An 18,942-nucleotide genomic window follows, 5' to 3' on the forward strand; every position below is an offset into this window, starting at 1 on the left:
GGCGCTATTATTAATTACGCTAACTTAAATTTCATACCCACACAGGCTCGCTTGTTATCACGCTTACCTGCTTAACCCGTTCGGTTGCATCTTTTTTTTGTGACATTTACCGCAGGAATTATAGTTGCGGCGGATAAATATCAGCCTTTTGTATTAGTTTCTGCCAGCGTTGCCAGGGCAAAAATAGTTAATAAATAGTGAATTTTAATGAACGTGGATTCCAGTATAAAAAGAAGTGTTATGTTTAGTGGGTTCGCGACATATAGAGCATGCTGAATCAGTTTACCTCCTGTTTTATCGCATTATTTTCCTGTGCATCTCGTGGTTAACTGCGGCTTGAACCCCATACTCTGTGTGGTGTATCGCTGATGACCAGACAAAATATGGTACAATGAATCATTGGGAATATTACACATTGATTAGGGTTTGACGGCCAATGGCACAACTTTATTTCTACTATTCGGCAATGAATGCCGGAAAATCCACGGCGTTACTGCAATCCTCTTACAATTATCAGGAACGAGGGATGCGCACCGTTGTTTACACCGCTGAAATCGACGATCGCTTCGGTGCAGGTAAGGTGAGTTCAAGAATTGGTCTCTCGTCACCGGCCAGACTGTTTAACCCACAAACGGACCTGTTGCAGGATATCCGTGCCGAGCATACTTCCCAGCCCATTCATTGCGTTCTGGTCGATGAAAGCCAGTTCCTGACGCGTGAACAGGTGCATGCGCTTTCAGAGGTCGTAGATGAACTTGATATTCCCGTTCTCTGCTATGGTTTGCGCACGGACTTTCGCGGGGAGCTATTTGCCGGTAGCCAGTATTTGCTTGCCTGGTCCGATAAACTGGTCGAACTGAAAACCATCTGTTTTTGCGGCCGTAAAGCCAGTATGGTGCTTCGTCTTGATCAGTCTGGTAAACCCTATGCAGACGGTGAGCAGGTGGTGATAGGGGGCAATGAACGCTATGTGTCGGTCTGTCGTAAGCATTATAAAGAGGCGTTGTCTGTGGGCTCCCTGACGGCGATTCAGCACGATAACCGGAAGTAGTTCCAAAGAACTCAAAGCCTGATCTTCAGACATAAAAAAACCCGCCAGAGGCGGGTTTTTTAACAGCGGTCAATTAAGCGCTTTTCTTCGCTTTTTTGTCAGCTTTAATGACGGGTGCTTCTGTTTTCACAGTAGCAACGTCACCTTCTTTGAACTCACGTCCGTAGAATGTATCCAGCAGGATCTGTTTCAGCTCGGAGATCAGTGGGTAGCGCGGGTTCGCACCAGTACACTGGTCATCGAATGCATCTTCAGACAGCTTATCAACGTGTGCCAGGAAGTCAGCTTCCTGAACACCCGCTTCGCGGATAGATTTAGGAATGCCCAGTTCAGCCTTCAGGCTTTCCAGCCATGCCAGCAGTTTCTCGATCTTCGCAGCAGTACGGTCGCCCGGTGCGCTCAGACCCAGGTGGTCTGCGATTTCAGCGTAACGACGACGTGCTTGCGGACGGTCGTACTGGCTGAAAGCAGTCTGCTTGGTTGGGTTGTCATTCGCGTTATAACGGATAACGTTGCTGATCAACAGGGCGTTCGCCAGACCGTGAGGGATGTGGAACTGAGAACCCAGTTTGTGAGCCATGGAGTGGCAAACCCCGAGGAAGGCGTTAGCAAACGCGATACCGGCGATGGTTGCTGCACTGTGGACACGCTCACGGGCAACCGGGTTTTTAGACCCTTCGTTGTAAGACGCTGGCAGGTTTTCTTTCAGCAGTTTCAGCGCCTGCAGAGCCTGACCATCAGAGAACTCAGAAGCCAGTACGGAAACATATGCTTCCAGGGCGTGAGTTACAGCGTCCAGACCACCGAATGCACACAGTGATTTCGGCATATCCATCACCAGGTTGGCATCAACGATGGCCATATCTGGGGTCAGCGCGTAGTCAGCAAGTGGGTATTTCTGACCCGTTGCGTCATCAGTGACCACCGCGAACGGCGTAACTTCAGAACCTGTACCGGAAGTGGTGGTAACGGCGATCATCTTCGCTTTTACGCCCATTTTCGGGAACTTGTAGATACGTTTACGGATGTCCATAAAGCGCAGCGCCAGTTCTTCGAAGTGGGTTTCTGGATGTTCGTACATTACCCACATAATTTTCGCGGCGTCCATTGGGGAACCACCACCCAGTGCGATAATCACATCTGGTTTGAAGGAGTTAGCCAGCTCCGCACCTTTACGCACAACGCTCAGGGTTGGGTCAGCTTCAACTTCAAAGAACACTTCAGTTTCTACGCCAGCGGCTTTAAGAACAGAGGTGATCTGGTCAGCGTAACCGTTGTTGAACAGGAAACGGTCAGTCACGATGAGCGCACGTTTGTGGCCATCAGTAATCACTTCATCCAGCGCGATTGGCAGAGAACCACGGCGGAAGTAGATAGATTTCGGAAGTTTGTGCCACAACATGTTTTCAGCTCGCTTAGCAACGGTTTTCTTGTTGATCAGGTGTTTTGGACCAACGTTTTCAGAGATGGAGTTACCACCCCAGGAACCACAACCCAGAGTCAGGGAAGGTGCGAGTTTGAAGTTGTACAGGTCGCCGATACCACCCTGAGAAGCCGGGGTGTTGATCAGGATACGTGCAGTTTTCATCATCTGACCAAAGTGAGCAACACGTTCTGGCTGGTTATCCTGGTCAGTGTACAGGCAAGAGGTATGGCCGATACCACCCATCGCAACCAGTTTCTCTGCTTTCTCTACCGCGTCTTCGAAATCTTTGGCGCGGTACATCGCCAGAGTAGGGGACAGTTTTTCGTGAGCGAATGGTTCGCTTTCGTCGACAACTTTAACTTCACCAATCAGAATTTTGGTGGTTGCCGGAACAGTGAAGCCTGCCAGTTCAGCGATTTTATACGCTGGCTGACCCACGATAGCCGCGTTCAGCGCGCCATTTTTCAGAATGATATCCTGAACCGCTTTCAGTTCTTTGCCCTGCAGCAGGTAGCCGCCGTGGCTGGCGAAACGTTCGCGAACAGCATCATAAACGGAATCAACAACAACAACAGACTGTTCAGAAGCACAGATAACACCGTTGTCGAAGGTTTTGGACATCAGCACGGACGCAACAGCACGTTTGATATCGGCCGTTTCATCAATAACTACAGGGGTATTACCCGCGCCTACGCCGATAGCAGGTTTACCGGAACTGTATGCCGCTTTAACCATGCCAGGACCACCGGTCGCCAGGATCAGGTTAATGTCCGGGTGGTGCATCAGCGCGTTAGAAAGCTCAACGGACGGTTGGTCGATCCAGCCGATCAGATCTTTAGGGGCACCGGCAGCAATCGCAGCCTGCAGAACGATGTCAGCGGCTTTGTTGGTCGCATCTTTTGCACGTGGGTGCGGGGAGAAGATGATTGCGTTACGGGTCTTCAGGCTGATCAGAGATTTGAAGATAGCGGTAGACGTTGGGTTGGTGGTTGGAACGATACCGCAAATAATGCCGATAGGTTCTGCAATGGTGATAGTACCGAAAGTGTCGTCTTCAGACAGCACGCCACAGGTTTTCTCATCTTTATAGGCGTTGTAGATATACTCTGAAGCGAAGTGGTTTTTGATCACTTTATCTTCAACGATACCCATGCCGGATTCGGCAACGGCCATTTTAGCGAGAGGGATTCGAGCATCTGCAGCAGCCAGAGCGGCCGCGCGGAAGATTTTATCAACCTGTTCTTGGGTGAAATTGGCATATTCACGCTGGGCTTTTTTAACGCGCTCGACGAGGGCGTTCAGTTCAGCGATATTAGTAACAGCCATAATGCTCTCCTGATAATGTTTAAACTCTTTTAGTAAACCAGCGCTCGATACGTCAGACAGTATAGACAGAGCCAATACGACTTGCGTAACACACAGTAAAACAATGGGTTACTTCCTGCACCAGCACACTAATTTACTAAAAGAGCCTTACCTTAGCATCATCCTTTTTTGGCAGGTCATCTCCCTGGGGGCGTAATCAAGATTACTCACTTCTGAGTACGAAAATCATGATCTGCGTCAATTTTCCCCCAAGCTGATACCTTTCAGCAGGGTTATTTCTTTGAGATTATTCCAGTGTTAAATAATTAAGTAACTATTGGAAGTGGCGCTATCATTGCTTATACAAATATTTAACATCATGAATTGATAACGTTTTGGCACAGATTTCTGGTGAAGTATGCTGATAAAAAGCGTATCTTCAGCGCGATTTTCACTGACAATTGTCAGCCCAGGGGCATACGCATAAGCGGAGCAAAATGTGATCTTATCGCTCTTTGATTTTCCTACATATTTTAAGTTTTTTATTGGTTTGTTTGCATTGGTCAACCCGGTGGGGATCATTCCTGTCTTCATTAGTATGACCAGTTACCAGACGGCGGCGGCCAGAAACAAAACCAATCTTACCGCTAACCTGTCAGTGGCGATTATTCTCCTGACCTCCCTTTATCTTGGGGATGCCATTCTTCAGGTGTTCGGTATCTCGATTGATTCTTTCCGTATTGCGGGTGGGATCCTGGTGGTCACCATCGCTATGTCGATGATCAGCGGTAAGCTTGGGGAAGACAAACAGAACAAGCAGGAAAAATCAGAAACCGCCATTCGCGAGAGCATAGGCGTAGTGCCGCTGGCGTTACCGCTGATGGCCGGTCCCGGCGCTATTAGCTCGACGATTGTCTGGGGTACGCGCTACCACAATTGGATGCATCTGATTGGCTTTTCTGTCGCCATTGCCATTTTTGCGCTTTGTTGTTGGGGCGTTTTCCGCATGGCACCCTGGCTGGTGCGTCTGCTTGGGCAGACAGGCATAAACGTCATTACCCGTATTATGGGGTTGCTATTGATGGCCCTGGGCATCGAATTCATTGTGACCGGCATCAAAAGCATTTTCCCCGGCTTATTGCACTGAAGTTTCATATGAAAGAACGGAGCCAACGGCTCCGTTTTTTTTACGTGAATATCAGCAAATCATATAAATAAAGTTGAAATGCTTACATGTCATAATAAATTCTACTAATAATGTTCAATTCTTATATTTCAACGAGTTATTAATCCCACCGTTTCCTGCCTGCACAGAAAACCTGCGATCATTGTGTTATTTTACTCACACGATACTCTGGGGCTTGCTGAGTGATAACCGAAATGATATTAGTAAATTCAACGTTCCCTTAGAGGAATGTGCTAAATAATAATCAGTTGTTAAATTTTTGTACAAAATGACGTGATGGTAGCGCAGCGACGCGCGCAGAGAGACTGATTTCTTTATCTCTTTGAATGAAAAGATTTTTCTTGTCCTTTCATGTCAGGCAGGGCTGCCCTCAACGATTTAGTACACTTCGTAAAAGAGAATTGCTTAACAAATTTGCAAAATGTATTGGCGTGCGTTTCCGCCTTTTGATACTTTCCGGCCTAATATTTTGCAGCATAAAACAAGAAGATGAGAATTATTTTCATATAGTCATCTTCGCGAATATCCAACACATGTCTCAGACAGGGGAGACGTGTAAAGAATCGACGCAAGACGGCCATACGAGCGGTCAGTAATAAAGAAGTCGGTGATAGCAAGAAGTAAAAAAAGAACCTGACAGCAGCAAAAAAAACTCCTGCGCTGTACAGGCCCCAACAGGGGATTACACAGCTGGCGAAGGCCAGTAATTATAATGAGTGGAGTACCAACACAATGTCCATCATCACAAAAAAAAATCTGGTAGCGGCGGGGATTTTAACTGCGCTAATCGCGGGCAACGCTGCAATGGCTGCGGACGTGCCTGCAGGGGTACAGCTGGCTGAGAAGCAGACGCTGGTACGTAACAACGGGGCGGAAGTACAGTCTCTTGATCCGCATAAAATTGAGGGCGTGCCAGAGTCAAACGTCAACCGCGACCTGTTTGAAGGGCTGCTGGTCACTGACGTAGAAGGCCACCCGGCACCGGGTGTCGCCGAAAAGTGGGAAAATAAAGATTTTAAAGTCTGGACCTTCCATCTGCGCAAAGATGCTAAATGGTCCGACGGTACACCGGTTACCGCCGAAGATTTCGTTTACAGCTGGCAGCGCCTGGCGAATCCAAACACCGCCTCTCCGTATGCGAGCTATCTGCAATATGGCCATATCGCCAATATCGATGACATCATCGCCGGTAAAAAACCGGTCACCGATCTGGGTGTAAAAGCGATTGATGCCAACACGTTTGAAGTGACGTTGAGCGAACCTGTTCCGTACTTCTATAAACTGCTGGTTCACCCGTCTGTCTCCCCGGTACCGAAATCCGCAGTGGAAAAATTCGGTGAAAAATGGACCCAGCCTGCCAATATTGTGACCAACGGTGCTTATAAACTGAAAGACTGGGTGGTCAACGAACGTATGGTTCTGGAGCGTAACCCGCAATACTGGGATAACGCCAAAACCGTGATTAACCAGGTGACCTACCTGCCAATCTCTTCTGAAGTGACTGACGTGAACCGCTACCGCAGCGGTGAAATCGACATGACCTATAACAACATGCCGATTGAACTGTTCCAGAAACTGAAGAAAGAGATCCCGAAAGAAGTTCACGTCGATCCATACCTGTGTACTTATTACTACGAAATTAACAACCAGAAAGCACCGTTCACCGACGTACGTGTCCGTACGGCGCTGAAGCTGGCACTGGATCGCGATATCATCGTGAACAAAGTGAAAAACCAGGGCGATCTGCCAGCCTACAGCTACACTCCACCGTACACCGACGGCATGAAACTGGTTGAGCCTGAGTGGTTCAAGTGGTCACAGGAAAAACGTAACGAAGAAGCGAAAAAACTGCTGGCCGAAGCGGGGTATACCGCAGATAAGCCGCTGACGTTTAACCTGCTGTACAACACGTCCGATCTGCATAAAAAACTGGCGATTGCCGTTGCCTCTATCTGGAAGAAAAACCTGGGCGCGAACGTTAAGCTGGAAAACCAGGAGTGGAAAACCTTCCTGGATACCCGTCATCAGGGCACCTTTGACGTGGCGCGTGCAGGCTGGTGTGCGGACTATAATGAACCGACATCCTTCCTGAATACCATGCTCAGCGACAGCTCGAACAACACGGCGCACTATAAGAGCCCGGCATTCGATAAGCTTATCGCTGAAACGCTGCAGGTTACTGACGATGCAAAACGCGCAGACCTGTACGCCAAAGCAGAACAACAACTCGATAAAGACTCGGCAATTGTACCGGTTTACTACTACGTGAATGCCCGCCTGGTGAAACCATGGGTTGGCGGCTATACCGGTAAAGACCCGTTGGATAATATTTCCGTTAAGAATCTTTATATTATCAAGCATTAATGGCAATACGTGGGGCGGGCCTGGCTTGCCCCACTGTGTCTACTTTGTAACATTCATCAGGCACACGCCAGAAGGTACGGGCAATGTTGAAATTTATCCTGCGTCGCTGTTTAGAAGCGATACCAACGTTATTTATTCTAATTACAATTTCCTTCTTTATGATGCGTCTCGCGCCGGGAAGTCCATTCACGGGTGAACGTACGCTGCCACCTGAAGTGATGGCGAATATCGAAGCGAAATATCATTTAAACGATCCTATCTCCACGCAATACTTCAACTATCTGAAGCAACTGGCGCATGGCGATTTCGGGCCGTCATTCAAATATAAAGACTATTCCGTTAACGACCTGGTGGCGTCCAGCTTCCCGGTATCGGCAAAACTGGGTGCTGCGGCATTCTTGTTGGCCGTGGTTCTCGGGGTCACCGCAGGCGTTATCGCCGCGCTTAAACAAAATACCAAATGGGATTATACGGTAATGGGGGTCGCAATGACCGGGGTGGTTATCCCCAGCTTCGTTGTCGCGCCGTTACTGGTGATGATATTTGCCATCACGCTGAAATGGCTGCCCGGCGGCGGCTGGAACGGCGGGGCACTGAAATTCATGATTTTACCGATGGTGGCGCTTTCTCTGGCTTACATCGCCAGTATCGCGCGTATCACCCGTGGTTCGATGATTGAAGTGTTACATTCTAACTTCATCCGTACCGCGCGCGCGAAAGGGTTGCCGATGCGCCGGATTATCTTCCGCCATGCGCTCAAGCCGGCTCTTTTACCTGTGCTCTCGTACATGGGACCGGCGTTCGTCGGTATTATTACCGGTTCAATGGTTATTGAAACCATCTACGGTCTGCCGGGTATTGGCCAGTTGTTTGTTAACGGTGCCCTCAACCGCGACTATTCTCTGGTGCTGAGCCTGACGATCCTTGTGGGTGCGTTGACCATTCTCTTTAACGCTGTTGTCGATGTGCTGTATGCCGTTATCGACCCGAAAATCCGTTACTAACTGGAGCACGCCATGATGTTGAGTAAGAAAAACAGCGAGGCGCTGGAAAACTTCAGTGAAAAACTGGAAGTCGAAGGGCGTAGCCTCTGGCAGGACGCCCGCCGTCGCTTTATGCATAACCGCGCAGCGGTCGCCAGTCTGGTTGTTCTGGTGCTGATCGCGCTGTTTGTGACCCTGGCGCCGATGCTGTCGCAATTCACCTATTTCGATACGGACTGGGGCATGATGTCCAGTGCGCCGGATATGGAGTCCGGTCACTACTTTGGTACGGACTCGTCCGGCCGTGACCTGCTGGTCCGCGTTGCCATTGGGGGCCGTATTTCATTGATGGTGGGGATTGCAGCAGCGCTGGTGGCCGTGATCGTCGGCACGCTCTATGGCTCGCTCTCCGGCTATCTCGGCGGGAAAGTGGACTCGGTCATGATGCGTCTGCTGGAAATTTTAAACTCCTTCCCGTTCATGTTCTTCGTGATCCTGCTGGTGACCTTCTTCGGCCAGAACATCCTGTTGATCTTCGTGGCCATCGGCATGGTCTCCTGGCTGGATATGGCGCGTATCGTACGTGGCCAGACGCTGAGCCTTAAACGCAAAGAGTTTATCGAAGCGGCGCAGGTGGGGGGTGTATCAACAGGGAATATCGTTGTCCGCCACATTGTTCCTAACGTGCTGGGCGTGGTGGTGGTGTATGCCTCACTGCTGGTACCAAGCATGATCCTGTTTGAATCCTTCCTGAGCTTCCTTGGGCTGGGCACGCAAGAGCCGCTGAGCAGCTGGGGCGCGCTGTTGAGCGACGGCGCAAACTCAATGGAAGTTTCACCGTGGCTGCTGTTATACCCGGCGGGTTTCCTGGTCGTGACCCTGTTCTGTTTCAACTTTATCGGCGATGGCCTGCGTGATGCCCTCGACCCGAAAGACCGTTAAGGAGCGCCGTCATGACAATTATTGAAACGGCAACCGCGCCACAGGCGCAACAGCGGAGTGACCTTCTGCTGGATGTAAACGATCTCCGCGTCACCTTTAAGACACCGGACGGTGATGTCACCGCCGTAAACGATCTCAACTTCAACCTGCGCGCGGGTGAAACGCTGGGTATCGTGGGCGAATCCGGCTCCGGGAAATCTCAGACGGCGTTCGCGCTGATGGGGCTGCTGGCCGCAAACGGTGTAATTGGCGGATCCGCCAAATTCAACGGACGTGAGATCCTCAACCTGCCTGAACACGAGCTGAACAAGCTGCGTGCTGAGCAGATTTCAATGATTTTCCAGGATCCGATGACCTCGTTGAACCCGTACATGCGCGTCGGTGAGCAACTGATGGAAGTCCTGATGCTGCACAAAGGGTTGAGCAAAGCCGAAGCCTTTGAAGAGTCCGTTAAAATGCTCGATGCGGTAAAAATGCCAGAGGCGCGTAAGCGCATGCGCATGTTCCCGCATGAGTTCTCTGGCGGTATGCGTCAGCGTGTGATGATTGCCATGGCGCTGCTGTGTCGTCCAAAACTGCTGATTGCCGATGAACCGACCACCGCGCTGGATGTGACCGTCCAGGCGCAAATCATGACCCTGCTGAACGAGCTTAAGCGTGAGTTCAACACGGCGATTATCATGATCACCCACGATTTGGGCGTGGTTGCCGGTATCTGTGACAAAGTGCTGGTGATGTATGCTGGTCGTACGATGGAATATGGCAAAGCGCGCGATGTTTTCTATCAGCCTGCGCATCCGTACTCGATCGGCCTGTTGAATGCGGTGCCACGTCTTGATGCGGAAGGGGAATCCCTGTTGACCATTCCGGGCAACCCGCCAAACCTGCTGCGCCTGCCGAAAGGCTGCCCGTTCCAGCCGCGCTGCCCGCACGCGATGGAGATTTGTAACAGCGCTCCGCCGCTGGAAGAGTTTGCACCAGGCCGTCTGCGCGCCTGCTTTAAGCCGCAGGAGGAGCTGGTATGAACGCATTAGATGAAAAAAGAAATGTGCTGCTCGAAATTGCCGATCTTAAAGTGCATTTCGACATCAAAGACGGTAAACAGTGGTTCTGGCAGCCGCCCAAGACCCTGAAAGCTGTGGATGGCGTAACGCTTCGTCTGTATGAAGGGGAAACGCTGGGCGTGGTGGGTGAGTCCGGCTGCGGTAAATCGACCTTTGCGCGTGCCATTATCGGTCTGGTGAAAGCGACCGGTGGTAAAGTGGCATGGCTGGGTAAAGATCTGCTGGGGATGAAGCCCGAAGAGTGGCGCGACGTACGCAGCGATATCCAGATGATATTCCAGGATCCGCTGGCGTCCTTAAACCCGCGTATGACCATTGGTGAAATCATTGCCGAGCCGCTGCGGACCTATCATCCGAAGATGCCACGTCAGGAAGTACGCGATCGTGTTAAGGCGATGATGATGAAAGTGGGGCTGCTGCCAAACCTCATCAACCGCTATCCGCACGAATTCTCCGGCGGCCAGTGTCAGCGTATCGGTATTGCCCGCGCGTTAATCCTTGAGCCGAAGCTGATCATCTGCGATGAGCCTGTCTCCGCGCTGGACGTGTCGATTCAGGCGCAGGTGGTTAACCTGCTGCAGAAGCTGCAGCGTGAGATGGGGCTGTCGCTGATCTTCATTGCGCACGACCTGGCGGTGGTGAAGCACATTTCTGACCGCGTACTGGTTATGTACCTGGGCCATGCCGTGGAGCTGGGCACCTATGATGAGGTGTACCACAATCCACTGCACCCCTACACCAAAGCGCTGATGTCCGCGGTGCCAATTCCCGATCCCGATCTGGAAAAAAATAAAACCATCCAGCTGCTGGAAGGCGAATTGCCGTCGCCGATTAATCCGCCATCAGGCTGCGTGTTCCGTACGCGATGCCCACTGGCCGGGCCGGAGTGTGCGAAAACACGACCGGTTCTGGAAGGCAGTTTCCGACATGCGGTTTCCTGCCTGAAAGTAGACCCGTTATAATCGCAAGGGCTGACATGATGTCAGCCCTTATTTTTTGCGAGGTTACCGTGTCGAGTCTATTCACCTCAGCCCGTCGGCGGCTTTATCATTTTTTATTCGATCCTAAAACGATATCCGGACGCCGCTTCGAAGGGATCTGCGGACTGTTTGCACTCATCAGCGTGGTGGTTATTTTCTTTGAATCGGGAGCCGGGACGCAGTATCACCTGACCTATGATGAATGGCATATTTTTGTCTGGATCGAACTGATTATTACCCTGGTCTTTACTGCTGAATATCTGCTGCGGGTCGTCTGCTGGCCCAACCCGGCGAGATATGTTTTCAGCTTCTGGGGATTTATCGATTTAGCCACCGTCCTGCCGCTCTATGTCATGTGGTTGTGGCCGGAGATTAGCCTGAGCTATGTCTTTGCATGGCGGGCGATGCGCGTTATTCGTGTATTACGTATTCTGAAATTGCTGCGTTTTATGCCGTCTCTGCGGGTCTTCTGGAGCGCAATAGTCAGTGCCCGGCATCAGCTCATTCTGTTTTACTCGTTTATCGCGATCGTCATGATTGTTTTCGGTGCGTTGATGTACCTGATAGAAGGGCCAAAATATGGCTTCACAACGCTGAATGCCTCTGTGTATTGGGCCATTGTCACCGTCACGACCGTTGGCTACGGGGATATCACGCCGCACACGCCGCTTGGACGTATCGTCGCATCGGTGCTGATTCTGATTGGGTATTCGGTGATTGCCATTCCGACAGGTCTTATCACAACCCATATGAGCAGCGCATTTCAGAGCCGCAAACAGCAGCGAAAATGTCCGGGTTGTCACCGGACTGAACATGAGCTTAACGCCCGCTACTGTAACCGTTGCGGGAGTGCGCTACCGGATTAAAAAAAAGGCTGCATTCGCAGCCTTTTACTATTCGCGCCAGATGATATGGCACAGCTTATGGTCTTTCTCGCGACAGAGCAGCACGCGGGCGAAGATGTCATTAATTTCGCCACCATCTTCATCTGCCAGCCCAATCACCACTTCGGCAAAGAAGTCAGGATTGAGATCGTAATCCACGTGCTCAGCCCAGTCTTCTGCAGGGTCGAATAACTCCGCGCCGCCGCGCTCTTCGAACTGCAGATTAAAGAGGATCACATCTGCGGGATCGAGGTTATCAACCGCCAGTTCGAGAAAAATGTCATAGGCCTGCTCGAGCGTTTCGTCTTCGGTCAGGCGATTGTTCAGATCCATTTCCATGATGACTACCTGTTAAACATCGTTGGGCACGTTTTACAGCAACGGACTAAAGAAGTAAAACAGTCGTTCAGCAATTCTCTGCCACAGCGGACGTTTTACCCACAGCCGGGCATCCAGCAGGCGCGAACGGGAGATATAATCGTCCTGTACCGCCGCCAGGTCACCGCCGAATCCGGCATCATCAATGACCAGCGTGATTTCAAAGTTTAACCACAGGCTGCGCATATCCAGGTTTACCGTGCCCACCAGACTTAACTCACCGTCCACGAGGACGCTTTTGGTATGCAGGAGCCCGCCTTCAAACTGGTAGATTTTTACCCCGGCGGCAAGCAGTTCGCTAAAGAACGCGCGGCTGGCCCAGCCCACCAGAAGCGAGTCATTTTTGCGTGGCAGAATGATGCTGACATCGACACCGCGCTGTGCTGCGGTGCAGATTGCGTGCAGCAGGTCATCGCTCGGAACGAAGTAGGGCGTGGTCATGATCAAATATTCACGCGCCGCGTAAGTGGCGGTCAGTAGCGCCTGATGGATTAAATCCTCCGGGAAACCCGGCCCGGAGGCAATGGTATGGATGGTATGTCCGCTGGCCTCTTCAAAGGGCATGATATTGCCATCCGGTGGCGGCGGGAGAATACGCTTACCGGTTTCTATCTCCCAGTCACAGGAATAGACAATCCCCATGGAGGTGGCAATCGGTCCTTCCATCCTTGCCATCAGGTCAATCCACTGGCCGACACCCGAGTCCTGCTTGAAGAAGCGGGGATCAACCATGTTCATGCTGCCGGTATAGGCAATATAGTTGTCGATCATGATCATCTTGCGGTGCTGGCGAAGATCCATTCGGCGCAGGAAAACGCGCAGTAAATTGACCTTTAACGCCTCGACCACTTCTATGCCGGCATTACGCATCATCCCTGCCCAGGGGCTACGGAAAAAGGCGACGCTGCCTGCGGAGTCGAGCATCAAACGGCAGTGAATGCCACGACGTGCGGCAGCCATCAGCGATTCCGCCACCTGGTCTGCCATCCCGCCGGGCTGCCAGATATAGAACACCATCTCGATATTGTGACGAGCCAGTTGAATATCGCGGATCAAGGCCTGCATGACATCATCAGAAGAGGTCAGCAGCTGGAGCTGATTGCCTTTTACCCCTCCAATACCTTGTCTGAGTTCACACAGTTTAAATAATGAGGAGGCAACGCTGCTGTTTTCTTCTGCGAAGATGTGTTTACAGGCTTTAAGATCGCTCAGCCATTTGGCGGTGGAAGGCCACATGGCCCGGGCACGCTCGGCACGACGCTTGCCCAGATGAAGTTCACCGAAAGAGAGATAGGCAATAATTCCTACCAGCGGCAGGATATAAATTATAAGAAGCCAGGCCATGGCAGAGGGTACGGCTCTGCGCTTCATCAGGATGCGCAATGTCACACCCGCGATTAACAGCCAGTATCCCAGAATGACCAGCCAACTCACCACGGTGTAGAAGGTTGTCATAGGTAAAAAAATCCTTTTGAAAGCGTATTGTTATGAGTGTACGCATCAGGAATCATCTGGCAAATAAAAACGCCAGCTAAAAGCGCTGGTTTGCTGCAGGGTTGGGTTTATAATGGCCTCTCTTTTAAAGAAAGAGTTGTAGACATGAAGCGCAGTAGAACTGAAGTAGGGCGCTGGCGCATGTTGCGACAGGTGAACCGTCGTAAGGCTCGTTGGCTGGAAGCACAATCCCGCCGCAATATGCGTATACACGCCATCAGGAAATGTGGAATGACCCGGCACCGCAATGCGTTGCTGTTCGCAGTCCAGGATTTCTGAGAACCATCAGGGCACCGCAAGGTGCCCAATGATTTTATGGCGTCTGGTTGTTGGGAATAGCGTCTTTGCAGCGCTATTCCTGTTGTGTTGAGCAAAAGGAGGGAGAAGTGTTTGCGGAGTTTGGCGTACTGAATTTCTGGACATACGTTGTCGGGGGCATTTTTTATCGTACTGGTGCCAGGGCCGAATACTTTGTTTGTGCTGAAAACCGGGATTGGTCACGGCGTTAAAAAAGGCTATCTCGCCGCCACCGGCGTGTTTATCGGCGATGCCGTACTGATGTTCCTGGCCTGGGCGGGCGTTGCCGCGTTAATTCAGACCACACCGGTACTGTTTAATATCGTACGTTATTTAGGTGCTTTTTATCTGCTGTGGCTGGGCGGCAAAATGCTTTGGTCGGTCATTACCCGTCAGAATAATACGCATGAAAGCGGTACCGAGCCTGCCAGCATGATCATGAAACGCTCGCTGGTATTGAGCCTGACGAACCCGAAAGCGATTCTGTTCTACGTCTCGTTCTTTGTTCAGTTTATCGATGTGAATGCGAAGAATACCGGTACCTCTTTCCTGATCCTCGCGACCACGCTTGAGCTAATAAGCTTTATGTATATGAGCTTCCTGATCTTCTCAGGCGCTTTTGTCACACGTTATCTGAAAACGAAAAAGAAACTGGCAAAGCTGGGGAACGGCCTGATAGGACTGTTGTTTGTCGGGTTTGCGGCGCGGTTAGCATCGCTGCATTGATTGAAAGAAAGGCTCCTGAGGGAGCCTTTTTTAGTATCAGAACACTTTTTTGTACGGTCGAACCGTCACTTTCGCATAAACACCCGCAGCAACGTACGGATCGGCATCGGCCCAGGCCTGAGCGGCCTCCTGGGATTCAAACTCGGCAATCACCGTGGAGCCAGAAAAACCGGCAGCACCCGGATCGTTGCTGTCGACGGCTGGCATAGGGCCCGCAGTCAGTAAACGCCCTTCATCCTGTAGCAACTGTAAGCGTGCGAGGTGAGCAGGGCGTACAGACTGGCGTTTTTCCAGGGAATCAGCGACATCTTCAGAGTAAATCACGTAAAACACGGTGAAGCTCCTTAACCATTAAAAGTGACAGTTACGTTATGTGAAAGGACAACTGACTGCAATGTAAAATAAAAACAATGTTAATACCCTGATCTGAATGCCTCTTTTTTGGCCTCTCCCGCGCCTAAATTGCGCCAGAACAAAGTGTCTTATTGAATATGATTGCTATTTGCATTTAAAATCAGGATTCGGTTTTTTAACGTTGATGATTATGACTTCGATGACCCTTGATTTACCTCGCCGCTTTCCCTGGCCGACGCTGCTTTCTGTCGTGATTCACGGTGCTGTCGTGGCGGGTTTGCTCTATACCTCGGTTCATCAGGTTATTGAAATGCCAGCGCCTTCGCAGCCCATTTCAGTGACGATGGTCTCGCCTGCGGATCTTGAGCCGCCGCAGGTTGCACCACCGCCGCAGCCGGTTGCTGAGCCAGAACCAGAACCAGAACCTGAGCCGGTTCCGGAGCCACCAAAGGAAGCGCCGGTGGTGATCCATAAGCCAGAACCCAAACCGAAGCCTAAGCCGAAACCAAAACCGGTGAAAAAGGTGGAGGAGCGCCCTAAACGGGAAGAACGTCCGGTTGAACCACGCGCTACGCAGAGGGTAGAAAACACAGCGCCTTCGCGTCCGTTGATGAATAACACGCCCGCGACCGCAAAACCGACGCCAACCGCGCCCGCTGGCCCGCGCGCCGTGAGCCGCAACCAGCCGCAATATCCTCCTCGTGCTCAGGCGTTGCGCATTGAAGGTCGCGTGCGGGTCAAATTTGACGTCACCCCGGACGGGCGTGTTGATAACGTGGAAATCTTGTCTGCTCAGCCTTCAAATATGTTTGAGCGTGAAGTGAAATCGGCGATGCGCAGATGGCGTTATGAGCCAGGCAAACCAGGCAGTGGGTTGATCGTTAATATTGTTTTCCGCCTGAACGGCGGGGCGCAGATGGAATAAGAAAAGCCTCCGCAAGGAGGCTTTTTTATGCCTGAAGATCAGGCCTGAGGCAACTGCCGGGGTTTGCCCTCGCTATCGACTGCCACATAAATAAACAGCGCTTCTGTTGCTTTATAACGCTGTCCAATCGGTTCAGATGAGACCTTTTTCACCCAGACTTCAATGTTAATGGAAATGGAAGTGTTACCGCGCTTGACGCAGCGTGCATAGCAGCAGACCACATCACCCACCGCGACCGGGCGCAGGAAGGTCATCCCATCCACCCGGACGGTCACAACGCGACCATGCGCGATCTCTTTTGCCAGAATTGCGCCGCCCATATCCATTTGCGACATCAGCCAGCCGCCAAAAATATCGCCATTGGCATTCGTGTCCGCAGGCATTGCCAGTGTGCGTAAAACCAGTTCGCCCTGAGGGGCGTCATTTGTTGTCATTGTTTTAAACTCGTAACTGAAGACTTCAGGCGGGATGCTACTATGATTTTTGGCAGGAGAGAATAGACCAGAACGCCTGTTGTGCACGTTCTGGTCGGGGATTCATCAGTGTTTATCATCCTGCGGCATGTGCCGGTAGATATAGACACCGCTTAACAGAGTGAAGATGAGCGTCAGCGCCGTCAGACCAAAGACCTTGAAGTTGACCCAGATATTCTGCGGCAGCCAGAAGGCGATGTAGATATTCGCCAGGCCGCAAAGAATAAAGAACAGCGCCCAGGCGATATTCAGACGGGACCATACTTCCTGTGGCAGCGTCAGCTCTTTACCCAGCATGCGCTGGATCAGTGGCTTTTTCATTACCCACTGGCTGATCAGCAATGCACCGGCAAACAGCGCGTAAATCACGGTGACTTTCCATTTAATGAATTCATCGTTGTGAAAGAACAGCGTAAGCCCACCGAACACGGCCACCAGTGCGAACGTAATCAGAGCCATTTTTTCGACTTTACGATAGCGAACCCAGCTGTAGATCAGCACGATAGCGGTAGCAACGATCAGCGCCATCGTGGCTGCATAAATGTCATACAGCTTATAAAACGCGAAAAACACGACCAGCGGTAAAAAATCAAGAAACTGCTTCATTCTGTGATTCCATCTTCTGTGTGGGGCCGGGTTTTGCGATGCACCCGGCCACAGGATTACTGACGAATTAACATATACAGGCGGAACAGATAAACCAGCAGTATCGCTGAAATCAGGTTACTCAGCGTGTTGGCTACCACCGCACCGACGTTCGGCGTTAAGACTGCAAAGTTTGGGGCAAACAGCAGCAGGAGCGTTTTGGCCAGCAGCCAGCTAATTACGGCCGGTGCCACCAGGCGCATATTGGCCCATGCCAGTTTGATGCTGCTGCGCATGGCGGTAAAGATCCCCATTTTGTCCTGCACCACCATCACCGGAGCGAACGCGAGGACGATAGCCAGCAGTACGCCTGGAACCACAACGAGCATGATCCCCATCTGCACCAGCAGGGTGGTTAAAAAGATGAGGATAAACAGCTTAGGCAATACCGGCGCGCTGGCACCGATCGCCCGTAAGGCGCTGACGCGGTGGCCTGCAGAAACCAGCTGGATCATCAGCAGAACACCGCCCGCGAGAATGGCATTGCCGATCAGTCCAGAGAAGGTCGATGCAGCAGAGGCCCGCAGCAGGATTTGCTGCTGCTCTGGCGTCATGTTTTGCACCAGCTCAAACAACCCCACGCTACCTGCAAGATGGTCGCCCTGGCTCAGGCTGGCGATCTGTTCGTCACTCGGAGAGAACGCGTGACCCAGCACCACCGTAATAAAGGCGCATAACAACGCGATCAGTAAAAAGGTTACGAACTGATTGCGGAAAAAGTTTCCCGTGTCACGGTAGACAGACTTCGCCGTGATAGACATGCACTCTCCTTGAGTATTGCAGGTGTTAATTAGCCGGCAATTGTACACCGGATAACGCGGTCGTGGCAGCATCAAGGCTTGTATGGAAAAGCATATCTTTGTAAAGCGGCGGTAATCCGAAGCGCGCGCGGGCGCGATTACAAGCTTCGTTGACCTGACCCTCTTCGCCAGACATCGTAAAGTCCCGACACGGGCTGGGGCGATCCTCATAGATGGAGCAGCGGGTCGACACGCCTGGCTCGCCTTGTAACGCCACACAGCGGGCCTGCTTTTGATTTGTACCGCTCATGCAGCGCAGAAAAGGGGATAACGGTTCAGTGAGATGAACCGGAACGGTGCCGCCGCCATCGCTGGCTTCGGCCCAGTAGAAAGAGACTCGAAAATACGCACAACAGGCTCCGCACGTCATGCACGGGTTCATATCACTCATGGCACACCTGCAAAAAAGAACGCATCAAATCACATTGTGAGAGCGCTAAATTATCCAGCCGCCATTCGAAGAGCAAGAGGGGGGAAACAGAAAATTTTGTAACCGGGAAATGCCAAAAATTGACGTAAGAACAACTTTTGGCCTTACGGTGTGTCACCAAAAATTAACCCAGATCAATGAATGTTAAGTTACTGGTTTTAATGTGATCTGTGACAGATCACTTATTACTCATTTGTGAGTATATTCTCATCCGCAGCTAAAACCACAACGATGG

18 protein-coding genes and 1 pseudogene are annotated in these 18,942 nt (G+C 51.3%); 11 read left to right on the top strand and 8 right to left on the bottom strand.

Translation table 11 applies throughout. The annotated features are described in order from the left end of the window. Positions 1-436: 436 nt before the first annotated feature. A complete protein-coding gene (gene tdk / locus ACOTZF_RS16165) occupies positions 437-1,051 on the top strand; it encodes a thymidine kinase (protein ID WP_013096267.1) in 615 nt (204 codons plus the stop codon). 73 nt (positions 1,052-1,124) lie between these two features. On the opposite strand, the gene adhE is transcribed toward tdk, so the two are convergent. Next, on the bottom strand, positions 1,125-3,803 hold the full coding sequence (gene adhE, locus ACOTZF_RS16170; RefSeq protein ID WP_045903122.1) for a bifunctional acetaldehyde-CoA/alcohol dehydrogenase: 2,679 nt from the start codon (positions 3,801-3,803) through the stop codon (positions 1,125-1,127). Between the two features lie 478 nt (positions 3,804-4,281). On the opposite strand from adhE, the gene ACOTZF_RS16175 reads away from it, so the two are divergent. The 7 genes from ACOTZF_RS16175 (at position 4,282) to ACOTZF_RS16205 (ending at position 12,167) form a co-directional block, all read left to right on the top strand. Then, positions 4,282-4,929 carry a YchE family NAAT transporter gene (locus ACOTZF_RS16175; protein ID WP_020690921.1) on the top strand — a complete coding sequence of 216 codons (648 nt, stop codon included), beginning with the start codon at positions 4,282-4,284 and terminating at the stop codon, positions 4,927-4,929. A 771-nt stretch (positions 4,930-5,700) separates the two neighbouring features. Beyond that, positions 5,701-7,332, top strand: coding sequence for an oligopeptide ABC transporter substrate-binding protein OppA (gene oppA / locus ACOTZF_RS16180; RefSeq protein WP_020690922.1), 1,632 nt, complete (start codon positions 5,701-5,703; stop codon positions 7,330-7,332). Positions 7,333-7,415: 83 nt separating this feature from the next. Next, positions 7,416-8,336 (top strand): oligopeptide ABC transporter permease OppB, encoded by a 921-nt coding sequence (gene oppB / locus ACOTZF_RS16185; RefSeq protein WP_013096271.1) that lies wholly within the window; start codon positions 7,416-7,418, stop codon positions 8,334-8,336. Between the two features lie 12 nt (positions 8,337-8,348). After that, positions 8,349-9,257, top strand: coding sequence for an oligopeptide ABC transporter permease OppC (oppC, locus tag ACOTZF_RS16190; protein ID WP_013096272.1), 909 nt, complete (start codon positions 8,349-8,351; stop codon positions 9,255-9,257). A gap of 11 nt (positions 9,258-9,268) precedes the next feature. Then, positions 9,269-10,282 carry an ABC transporter ATP-binding protein gene (locus ACOTZF_RS16195; RefSeq protein ID WP_013096273.1) on the top strand — a complete coding sequence of 338 codons (1,014 nt, stop codon included), beginning with the start codon at positions 9,269-9,271 and terminating at the stop codon, positions 10,280-10,282. Further along, a complete protein-coding gene (gene oppF, locus ACOTZF_RS16200; protein WP_020690924.1) occupies positions 10,279-11,283 on the top strand; it encodes a murein tripeptide/oligopeptide ABC transporter ATP-binding protein OppF in 1,005 nt (334 codons plus the stop codon). Before ACOTZF_RS16195 ends, oppF begins: the two co-directional genes overlap by 4 nt. Positions 11,284-11,297: 14 nt before the next feature. After that, a complete protein-coding gene (locus ACOTZF_RS16205; protein WP_038985402.1) occupies positions 11,298-12,167 on the top strand; it encodes an ion transporter in 870 nt (289 codons plus the stop codon). Between the two features lie 27 nt (positions 12,168-12,194). Here ACOTZF_RS16205 and ACOTZF_RS16210 read toward each other — a convergent pair whose 3' ends face one another. Together ACOTZF_RS16210 and cls are read right to left on the bottom strand one after the other, a co-directional pair. Continuing rightward, on the bottom strand, positions 12,195-12,524 hold the full coding sequence (locus tag ACOTZF_RS16210; protein WP_013096276.1) for an HI1450 family dsDNA-mimic protein: 330 nt from the start codon (positions 12,522-12,524) through the stop codon (positions 12,195-12,197). Between the two features lie 33 nt (positions 12,525-12,557). Then, entirely contained in the window at positions 12,558-14,018 is a 1,461-nt protein-coding gene (gene cls, locus ACOTZF_RS16215; RefSeq protein ID WP_020690926.1) for a cardiolipin synthase, read from the bottom strand. A 144-nt stretch (positions 14,019-14,162) separates the two neighbouring features. On the opposite strand from cls, the gene ACOTZF_RS16220 reads away from it, so the two are divergent. Both ACOTZF_RS16220 and leuE read left to right on the top strand, forming a co-directional pair. After that, positions 14,163-14,336 (top strand): YciY family protein, encoded by a 174-nt coding sequence (locus ACOTZF_RS16220; RefSeq protein ID WP_086528096.1) that lies wholly within the window; start codon positions 14,163-14,165, stop codon positions 14,334-14,336. 107 nt (positions 14,337-14,443) lie between these two features. After that, a pseudogene (gene leuE / locus ACOTZF_RS16225) lies at positions 14,444-15,080 on the top strand (leucine efflux protein LeuE). Between the two features lie 36 nt (positions 15,081-15,116). Here the strand turns inward: leuE and ACOTZF_RS16230 are convergent. Then, complete coding sequence (locus ACOTZF_RS16230; RefSeq protein ID WP_008502794.1) at positions 15,117-15,413, bottom strand: YciI family protein; 297 nt, start codon at positions 15,411-15,413, stop codon at positions 15,117-15,119. Between the two features lie 220 nt (positions 15,414-15,633). On the opposite strand from ACOTZF_RS16230, the gene tonB reads away from it, so the two are divergent. Further along, positions 15,634-16,359 carry a TonB system transport protein TonB gene (gene tonB, locus ACOTZF_RS16235; RefSeq protein ID WP_013096280.1) on the top strand — a complete coding sequence of 242 codons (726 nt, stop codon included), beginning with the start codon at positions 15,634-15,636 and terminating at the stop codon, positions 16,357-16,359. A gap of 38 nt (positions 16,360-16,397) precedes the next feature. Here the strand turns inward: tonB and yciA are convergent, their stop codons facing one another. The 4 genes from yciA to ACOTZF_RS16255 form a co-directional block, all read right to left on the bottom strand. After that, complete coding sequence (gene yciA / locus ACOTZF_RS16240) at positions 16,398-16,793, bottom strand: acyl-CoA thioester hydrolase YciA (RefSeq protein ID WP_013096281.1); 396 nt, start codon at positions 16,791-16,793, stop codon at positions 16,398-16,400. Between the two features lie 105 nt (positions 16,794-16,898). After that, complete coding sequence (locus ACOTZF_RS16245; protein ID WP_013096282.1) at positions 16,899-17,438, bottom strand: septation protein A; 540 nt, start codon at positions 17,436-17,438, stop codon at positions 16,899-16,901. Positions 17,439-17,494: 56 nt separating this feature from the next. Continuing rightward, positions 17,495-18,238 (bottom strand): YciC family protein, encoded by a 744-nt coding sequence (locus ACOTZF_RS16250; RefSeq protein WP_013096283.1) that lies wholly within the window; start codon positions 18,236-18,238, stop codon positions 17,495-17,497. A gap of 25 nt (positions 18,239-18,263) precedes the next feature. After that, positions 18,264-18,668 carry a YkgJ family cysteine cluster protein gene (locus ACOTZF_RS16255; RefSeq protein ID WP_013096284.1) on the bottom strand — a complete coding sequence of 135 codons (405 nt, stop codon included), beginning with the start codon at positions 18,666-18,668 and terminating at the stop codon, positions 18,264-18,266. Positions 18,669-18,942: the final 274 nt, after the last annotated feature.

Source organism: Enterobacter cloacae complex sp. SHL021, assembly GCF_049237765.1.
Lineage (GTDB): Bacteria > Pseudomonadota > Gammaproteobacteria > Enterobacterales > Enterobacteriaceae > Enterobacter > Enterobacter cloacae.

Coding starts and splice junctions, on each gene's coding strand:
- ACOTZF_RS16250 (WP_013096283.1), bottom strand. CDS start 18,238: ATGTCTATCACGGCGAAGTCTGTCTACCGTGACACGGGAAACTTTTTC.
- ACOTZF_RS16220 (WP_086528096.1), top strand. CDS start 14,163: ATGAAGCGCAGTAGAACTGAAGTAGGGCGCTGGCGCATGTTGCGACAG.
- tonB (WP_013096280.1), top strand. CDS start 15,634: ATGACCCTTGATTTACCTCGCCGCTTTCCCTGGCCGACGCTGCTTTCT.
- tdk (WP_013096267.1), top strand. CDS start 437: ATGGCACAACTTTATTTCTACTATTCGGCAATGAATGCCGGAAAATCC.
- ACOTZF_RS16255 (WP_013096284.1), bottom strand. CDS start 18,668: ATGAGTGATATGAACCCGTGCATGACGTGCGGAGCCTGTTGTGCGTAT.
- ACOTZF_RS16245 (WP_013096282.1), bottom strand. CDS start 17,438: ATGAAGCAGTTTCTTGATTTTTTACCGCTGGTCGTGTTTTTCGCGTTT.
- oppF (WP_020690924.1), top strand. CDS start 10,279: ATGAACGCATTAGATGAAAAAAGAAATGTGCTGCTCGAAATTGCCGAT.
- cls (WP_020690926.1), bottom strand. CDS start 14,018: ATGACAACCTTCTACACCGTGGTGAGTTGGCTGGTCATTCTGGGATAC.
- oppC (WP_013096272.1), top strand. CDS start 8,349: ATGATGTTGAGTAAGAAAAACAGCGAGGCGCTGGAAAACTTCAGTGAA.
- ACOTZF_RS16205 (WP_038985402.1), top strand. CDS start 11,298: ATGATGTCAGCCCTTATTTTTTGCGAGGTTACCGTGTCGAGTCTATTC.
- ACOTZF_RS16210 (WP_013096276.1), bottom strand. CDS start 12,524: ATGGAAATGGATCTGAACAATCGCCTGACCGAAGACGAAACGCTCGAG.
- oppB (WP_013096271.1), top strand. CDS start 7,416: ATGTTGAAATTTATCCTGCGTCGCTGTTTAGAAGCGATACCAACGTTA.
- yciA (WP_013096281.1), bottom strand. CDS start 16,793: ATGACAACAAATGACGCCCCTCAGGGCGAACTGGTTTTACGCACACTG.
- adhE (WP_045903122.1), bottom strand. CDS start 3,803: ATGGCTGTTACTAATATCGCTGAACTGAACGCCCTCGTCGAGCGCGTT.
- oppA (WP_020690922.1), top strand. CDS start 5,701: ATGTCCATCATCACAAAAAAAAATCTGGTAGCGGCGGGGATTTTAACT.
- ACOTZF_RS16195 (WP_013096273.1), top strand. CDS start 9,269: ATGACAATTATTGAAACGGCAACCGCGCCACAGGCGCAACAGCGGAGT.